The sequence below is a fragment of the Microcoleus sp. BM001215392 genome (assembly GCF_036700185.1).
In the GTDB taxonomy this organism is placed as follows: Bacteria; Cyanobacteriota; Cyanobacteriia; order Cyanobacteriales; family Microcoleaceae; genus Microcoleus.
The window spans coordinates 1-6,907 of record NZ_JAUBOJ010000391.1; the positions used below are offsets into that span (position 1 = coordinate 1).

Below are 6,907 nucleotides of genomic sequence, written 5' to 3' on the forward strand. Positions count from 1 at the left end.
CCTTCTAGGGGGAAATAAAACAAAATTATTCACTGTTTCAATCCTCTTCCTTTTAGGGAGAGGTAACTGTCAAGCGGTCAACTGTCAACTGAAAGTTTGCAGCTCGATCGCCATTTCATAAAAAAAAATAATTCGCGCAGGTTCAACCTCTAATTCCGCATAGGTTCGCCCAACGCACGCTGCATCCAAAGCATCGCTCGCATTGGCGATCGGATTCATAAACACTTGATTTAATTGTCCAAAAAAGCACTTGACACGCGGCAAATTACCGCAGTCTTTATATTGGCGGGTTTAATGTATTTGTGAATGATGCGGTGGCGGTAAAGTATATATAATGTATTGCTTAAGTCGATCGCAATTTGAAAGAACTCAATTGAATTGGGTAAAATTTCCCCTTTTCCCGTCCATGCCTTCAGAGAAATTCCCCCGAAGTCTTTCACAATCAACGCATAGCCGTTGCGGTAGGGTTCCAAGCTGTAGGTTTGGATGATTCCGGGAAAATTTAGGTTTTTGGCAATGGTATATTGATTGCGAAATTGCACGAGTTTGCTAAAGCTGGGATACTCGTTTTGCAAGACTTTGATGGTGACGAGTGTTCGATCGCAAAAGCGAACTCCGCGATAAACTAGGGTGCGAGTTCCTGAGTAAATGTGATCTATAATTTGATAACCTGTGAGGTTGATCGTAGCGAGAGTTATTGGTTCATGAAATTTTTTATTTGACTATTATAGTCTAGTAATTATCAAAGAATACCATAGTATAAATACGGAAAGCATCACAAAATCGCTACCCAGTAAGCCGTTAATAGTTAACCGAATTGAGTTAACTATTAACAGTTAGTCGAATTGGGTTAATCGAATCAGTTCATTCTGGCTGTCAAGGCATCTCGGGCTTGTTCTCGATCGTCAAAATGGACTTTTTCGGTGCCTAAAATCTGATAATCTTCGTGTCCTTTGCCGGCAATCAGCACGCCATCTCCGGGTTTAGCGTCCATAATAGCAGTGCGAATTGCTGAGGCGCGATCGCACATCACGACGGGTTTTACGGTGGCGGGAATACCTGCGAGAACGTCTTCTAAAATGCGATCGGGATTTTCGGTGCGCGGATTGTCGGAAGTAACAACAGCTAAGTCTGCTAATTCTGCCACGATTTTACCCATAATTGGGCGTTTTGTGCGATCGCGATCGCCACCGCAACCAAACACACAAATCATTTTGCCGGGAATAAACGGCCGCGAAGCCTTCAACAAGTTCTCCAAACTGTCAGGAGTGTGGGCGTAATCGACAATCACGCTAATATCTTGGTCGGGACTAATTTGCACCCGTTCCATGCGTCCCGGCACTCCCGAAAACAAAGCTAATTTCTCGACAATGACGGACAAATCTAAACCCAATTGTAAAGCTGCACCGACAGCAGCCAACATATTTGATAAATTAAATTGACCGACTAAAGGCAAAATAAAAGCAGTTTCGCCCTTGGGACTGTGCAGAATTCCCTTAACTCCATTCGGCTGATACTGCAAATCATCAGCATACAAATCAGCCGTTTTGTCGCTAGTGCTGTAACTCCAAACTTGCTCGGGTTTGAGGGTTTCAACAATTCGCCGCCCGTAGGCATCGTCAATATTAATTACCGCGCGATTTTTGAGGTAATCCGAGCCAAACAAAAGCGATTTAGCCTCAAAATAATCTTCCATATCGCGGTGATAATCGAGATGATCTTGAGTCAAGTTTGTAAACACAGCAACTTCAAAAGTACAGCCCAAAACTCGCTGCTGTGCTAAAGCGTGAGAACTGACTTCCATGACACCGTGTTTGCATCCAGCGGTTACAGCTTCGGCTAGCTGTTTTTGCAGGTCGATCGCAAAAGGTGTAGTATAAAGTGCAGTTTGTTGGAAGCCTGGCCAGCGAGTGTACAGCGTGCCAAAAATTGCTGCTGGTAACTGCATTTGATTGAGCAAAAATTCGATTAAATGAGTTGTGGTAGTTTTGCCGTTCGTTCCGGTAACGCCGACAAGTTTTAATTTGTTAGCGGGATTTCCGTAAAATGCGGTGGCTATTTGACCGCAAGTTTGAGTCATATCGGTTGCGACAATCACGCAGGTATCCCCGTCTTGGGGGGGTGTTTTCTCGGCGGCTGCGGTGGAAATTATGGCGGCAATTGCACCACTGGCGATCGCGCTGGGCCAAAAATCTCCGCCGTCTACCCGCGTTCCCGGCATTCCCAAAAACAAATCCCCCGCCCCACAAGCGTGGGAATTAGTAGATAAACCCTTGACTTCGGCATCGAGGGCGCGATGTTGGGCGTCAAAGGAAATGCCGGGAAGCGCTGCTAATAATTCTCTCAATTTCATCGAAAAAACTCCTCACTTGGCTGTTTTGAATATGACTTGCGCCAGAAATTGTTCTATCCGCTATATACAAGCCTTTTCGGTGTGAAATCGACAGCCTCCGGGCCAAGGGTGCGGATTTGGCACAGGAAGGGCTTGATTTTTTGCGTTAAATCATATTATTGCGATCGATCGATTTGCAAATATTTCTGTAACATTTGCTCCAATTGTCGAACTGTACAGCGGGGAGAAGGACGAGGTAATTGTTCTTCTGCAGAAAGTACACTGTCGCCAGCAGATTTTTTTAGTTGGGACTCAACTTTAAATAAAACTGGCACTTCGTACTGGTAAGCTTGAAACCAGTCATCACGTTCGGTAATGTCTCGTACTTCCAATTGAAACTTCAGGCTTTCAATCTGTTCGAGTTTTTCTTGCAACCCTTCGCACAAGTGGCATCCGGGCTTGCTGTACAAAATCAATCGCATCATAAGAGTACAATTGGACTCGATCTTAAATTATCGAAATTGCGAGCCAATAGCTGCAAGTTTCGCTAACGCGAGTTGGCAAAACCAAGGTGAGCAAAACACAACTCACGGCTTGATTGGTACAATTCGCGATCGAGGCTATCTTAACATTTGAGGAGAAGCAATTACCGAGAACGACCGTTAAAACACAACTACAAGCCGATTCATCTCTTTCTTCTCGTACTCTGGGTACTCTGCACCTCTGGGGTCAAAAAACAAATCTAGTCGATCAATAATCCAATAGTCAGGTTGATGCACAGCTACTTGTAAACTTAGTTTTAATCTACTTGACTAATGAATCAAGCTAAAGTATATTCTGAAAATAGCCGTACAAACAGGAGGCCGTATGGACTGCACCGAATATGCAGAAGCCAAGCGCAAAGCAGCCAAAAAAATTAGCGCGGATATTCGAGAACGCTGGAACAATCGCATCGTGACGCGGGAATTGCACTTGATGGGCGAAGCGGGGGCGGTGCAGTATCTGGCTGATTACGGGCGCGGAATTGGTACGGCAAAAGTTATTAGTTTTGCACTGTGTGCGGAGTCGGAAGGATACCCGTCCATGGCGATCGGCTTTTGGAAAAGAGCGTTTGAATTGGAAACCGGAGAAAACCCGACTAAAAGCAGTCTAAACAACTCTACCACCAATGCTGCTCCGGCTGCAAAATCCAAGGCCGCAGCCCAAGTTGAGACTCTCAACAATCCGATTGTCCCGGAATTGCCGGCGCATTTACAGCCGGGAAGGATTGTCACCATGCAGCCGGTAGACGCGCCCAGCGAACGTTCTTATTACATCGAAAATCCCGATTATTGGGGACAGCCAAAACGCGACGGCAATCGAGTGGTGGTCGTGGCGACGCCAGATCGAGTATACTACCAATCGCGATCGACTAACCTGCGACAACAAGCATCAATTGCGATCGATCGCACTTTAATCGACACAGCAGCTAAAATTGGCACCTTTGTTTTAGACGGCGAACTCTATTACAAAAGCTGTACGGGCAGCGAACACCGCACGGGCGCGCAAGCTGCTACAGTTAATATTGAAAGCGGTTTTCCGACCACCCAGCCAACAGCAATTTATGCCATTTTTAAATGTTTGTTTTCCCAAGGCAAAGACTTGACTGGGTTGGCAGAATCGGAACGAATTGCCGCCGGAGTTGCAGTTGGTGAAATGCTGGTAAGTTTATCTTCAGAATTTGAAATTGTCCCGACATCTCGCACCAGTGCGGAAAAATTTTTGCTAGCCCAGCAGCAGGAAACAGAAAATAGAGAAGGTGAAGTGTGGGTTTTGCATAACTGCTACTATGTGGGTGGGAAAGATGTTAAGAAATTTCCCATGGTGAGGACTAAATACTGTCAGGAATACGACTTATTGATTGTCGGGTTGACTCCGACAAAAGTAGCGGGGCGGCCGTTTAGTGCGATCGAAGTTGCGCAAGAAATTGCGGGCAAGTTAGTACCGATCGGAACAGTGGGAACGGGCTTTAGCAGCGGAGAAATGCTAGAAATTGCCCGACTGTACGAGGCGAACCCTCGCGGAGTCAAAATCAAAGTGCGATCGCAGGGATTGACAGAAAGCGGCAAACTGTGGCACGCCCGATTCCTAGAAATTTGTTAAAATAGCACGGCGGTTGAAACCGCGTCTTTACAAACGTAGGCGTTAGCCTTCCCGAAGGGTAGTCTGCCTCCGCAGACAAAGAGAAAATAACATAATTTTAGCCGTCCGGTATTCAGCCATGTCCTAGCCGGATCTATGAATTTCAACAAATATTATCGCACAAAATCAGCCGAGGACAAATCAATGGTTATCAGCAAAAACAACTTCTACATTTCACCAGAAGAATACCTAGAAGGCGAACGAGTAAGTCCCATCAAACACGAATACAGACGCGGACACGTTTATGCAATGACGGGGGCAAAAAAGCCCCATATCGTTATTTCTAGCAACTTAATCATGCTGCTAGGGACGCATTTTCTGAATTCGCCCTGCTTAGTTCTCACGTCAGATATAAAAGTCCGATTGGAAGAAGCAAATTGCTATTATTACCCCGATATAGCAGTTACTTGCGACGAAAGAGAGATAAATTCCACCGAGGATTTTATCCTGTATCCGTCTTTGGTTATTGAAGTGTTGTCGCCGTCAACAGCAACCTTTGACAGAGGCGATAAATTTGCCGATTACCAAACAGCATCGAGTTTGCAAGAATACGTGCTCATCACTCAATCAGAAATCCAAATTGAATGTTTTCGACTCAATGCTGAGGGAAATTGGGTTGCTCAGATTTACCGACAAGGAGATGAGTTAGAATTAACGAGTATAGATTTTCGCTGCCCGATTGAACAAGTTTATCAAAAAGTCCCCGGCATTATCTCGTAATGTATGAAATCACATTTTGTGTATTTTACAAAAATCTTAAACCAGGTTCGTAGTGAGGACTTTAGTCCTTCTTTGGCTTTTTAAGAAGGACTGAAGTCCTCACTACGAACCTAAATTACAATTCACAAACCCAAAAACAATGATTAAAATTTTACACCTTTCAGACATTCACATGGGAAGCGGCTTTTCCCACGGCCGCGTCAATCCAGAAACCGGGTTAAATACGCGGCTGGAAGACTTCGCGGCCACACTGGGTAAATGTATGGATAGAGCAATTTCTGAACCAGTAGATTTAGTTATATTCGGCGGCGATGCTTTCCCTGATTCGACGCCGCCGCCGTTTGTAAAAGAGGCTTTTGCGAGCCAATTCAGCCGCTTAGTAGAAGCGCAAATTCCGACAGTTTTGCTAGTAGGAAATCACGACCAACATTCTCAGGGACAGGGCGGCGCGAGTTTGGGAATTTACCGGACTTTGGGAATACCTAAGTTTATTGTAGGCGATCGCCTAGAAACTCACCTCATACACACCCGTAACGGCGCCGTACAGGTGGTTACACTGCCTTGGTTGACGCGATCGACCTTAATGACGCGATCGGAGACTGAAAGCCTGTCTGTGGGCGACGTTAACCAATTATTAACCGAAAAACTGACGATCGCCATGGAAGGCGAAATCCGCCGCCTCGATCCAAACATCCCCACCGTACTATTAGCGCACTTAATGGCAGATAAAGCAAGCTTGGGCGCGGAACGTTTTTTAGCAGTCGGTAAAGGATTCAACATACCAGTTGCCATGCTAACACGCCCTTGTTTCGACTACGTTGCCCTCGGTCACGTCCACAAACACCAAAATCTCAACGCCAACAACAATCCGCCCGTAATTTATCCCGGAAGCATCGAACGAGTTGACTTTAGCGAAGAGAAAGAAGACAAAGGCTTTGTGTTGATTAATTTGGAACGGGGGAAAGCTGAGTGGGAATTTTGCACTTTGCCGGTGCGGGTGTTTCAGACGATTAAGGTGAACGTATCTGAATCGGAGAGTCCGCAAGCCGACTTGGTGAAAGCCATTGGGAAGAAGGAAATCCAAGATGCTGTCGTGAGATTGATCTACCAATTGCGATCGGAACAATTAGACTTAATTGATAACGCCGAATTGCACGCACTTCTCGGCGCCGCCCACAGCTACACAATTCAGCCGGAATTAGTCAGTCAGCTAGCAAGGCCGCGGTTGCCAGAATTAAATGCTAATAATAGTATAGAACCTTTAGATGCTTTGAAAACTTATTTAGCAAGTCGCGAAGATTTGAAAGATATTACTGACAGTATGCTAGAAGCCGCACGAGATTTGTTGGGAGTTGAAGAAGAAGTTTTAGTCGAATTTTAGTAAATTATACCGATCCTCACAAAGATCAGGTACGTTGTTGGGCTTCAGCCCTCTTAGTTTTAGGCTTATATAAGCCGTCAGTCATACCTCATCTTTTTGAGAAAGGCTATATATCAATTTCGGCTGTACCGGAATAATTTAACCGCAGAGAACGCAGAGAACACAGAGGAAGAAAAGAGAGAGATGAATAATTTTGATACTAACGGGTTTGGGTACATCTGGTTTTGGCAAATATATCTGTAGGGGCGAAGCATGACCGCAGTAAATATAAAATTATAACTAATAACTTATAT

6 protein-coding genes and 1 pseudogene are annotated in these 6,907 nt (G+C 45.2%); 3 read left to right on the forward strand and 4 right to left on the reverse strand.

Annotated features, from left to right (window positions below; translation table 11 throughout):
• Positions 1–84: 84 nt before the first annotated feature.
• The 4 genes and pseudogenes from QT974_RS28750 to QT974_RS28765 form a co-directional block, all read right to left on the reverse strand.
• Entirely contained in the window at positions 85–219 is a 135-nt protein-coding gene (locus tag QT974_RS28750) for a hypothetical protein (RefSeq protein WP_333471801.1), read from the reverse strand.
• 59 nt (positions 220–278) lie between these two features.
• Positions 279–683: pseudogene (locus QT974_RS28755) on the reverse strand (protein kinase domain-containing protein); the annotation flags it as partial.
• A gap of 176 nt (positions 684–859) precedes the next feature.
• On the reverse strand, positions 860–2,353 hold the full coding sequence (locus tag QT974_RS28760) for a UDP-N-acetylmuramoyl-L-alanyl-D-glutamate--2,6-diaminopimelate ligase (RefSeq protein ID WP_333471802.1): 1,494 nt from the start codon (positions 2,351–2,353) through the stop codon (positions 860–862).
• 155 nt (positions 2,354–2,508) lie between these two features.
• Positions 2,509–2,814 carry a glutaredoxin family protein gene (locus QT974_RS28765; protein WP_333471806.1) on the reverse strand — a complete coding sequence of 102 codons (306 nt, stop codon included), beginning with the start codon at positions 2,812–2,814 and terminating at the stop codon, positions 2,509–2,511.
• A 385-nt stretch (positions 2,815–3,199) separates the two neighbouring features.
• Between QT974_RS28765 and QT974_RS28770 the strand changes: the two genes are divergently transcribed.
• The 3 genes from QT974_RS28770 (at position 3,200) to sbcD (ending at position 6,614) form a co-directional block, all read left to right on the forward strand.
• Positions 3,200–4,474 carry an ATP-dependent DNA ligase gene (locus QT974_RS28770; protein WP_333471803.1) on the forward strand — a complete coding sequence of 425 codons (1,275 nt, stop codon included), beginning with the start codon at positions 3,200–3,202 and terminating at the stop codon, positions 4,472–4,474.
• A 183-nt stretch (positions 4,475–4,657) separates the two neighbouring features.
• Positions 4,658–5,233: a Uma2 family endonuclease gene (locus tag QT974_RS28775; protein ID WP_333471804.1), complete on the forward strand. Its 576-nt coding sequence runs from the start codon at positions 4,658–4,660 to the stop codon at positions 5,231–5,233.
• Positions 5,234–5,372: 139 nt separating this feature from the next.
• On the forward strand, positions 5,373–6,614 hold the full coding sequence (gene sbcD, locus QT974_RS28780; protein ID WP_333471805.1) for an exonuclease subunit SbcD: 1,242 nt from the start codon (positions 5,373–5,375) through the stop codon (positions 6,612–6,614).
• Positions 6,615–6,907: the final 293 nt, after the last annotated feature.

Bases quoted from the DNA above. Each gene is read 5' to 3' on its own strand.
- QT974_RS28750 (WP_333471801.1), bottom strand. From the start codon at position 219: ATGAATCCGATCGCCAATGCGAGCGATGCTTTGGATGCAGCGTGCGTT.
- QT974_RS28760 (WP_333471802.1), bottom strand. From the start codon at position 2,353: ATGAAATTGAGAGAATTATTAGCAGCGCTTCCCGGCATTTCCTTTGAC.
- QT974_RS28765 (WP_333471806.1), bottom strand. From the start codon at position 2,814: ATGCGATTGATTTTGTACAGCAAGCCCGGATGCCACTTGTGCGAAGGG.
- QT974_RS28770 (WP_333471803.1), top strand. From the start codon at position 3,200: ATGGACTGCACCGAATATGCAGAAGCCAAGCGCAAAGCAGCCAAAAAA.
- QT974_RS28775 (WP_333471804.1), top strand. From the start codon at position 4,658: ATGGTTATCAGCAAAAACAACTTCTACATTTCACCAGAAGAATACCTA.
- sbcD (WP_333471805.1), top strand. From the start codon at position 5,373: ATGATTAAAATTTTACACCTTTCAGACATTCACATGGGAAGCGGCTTT.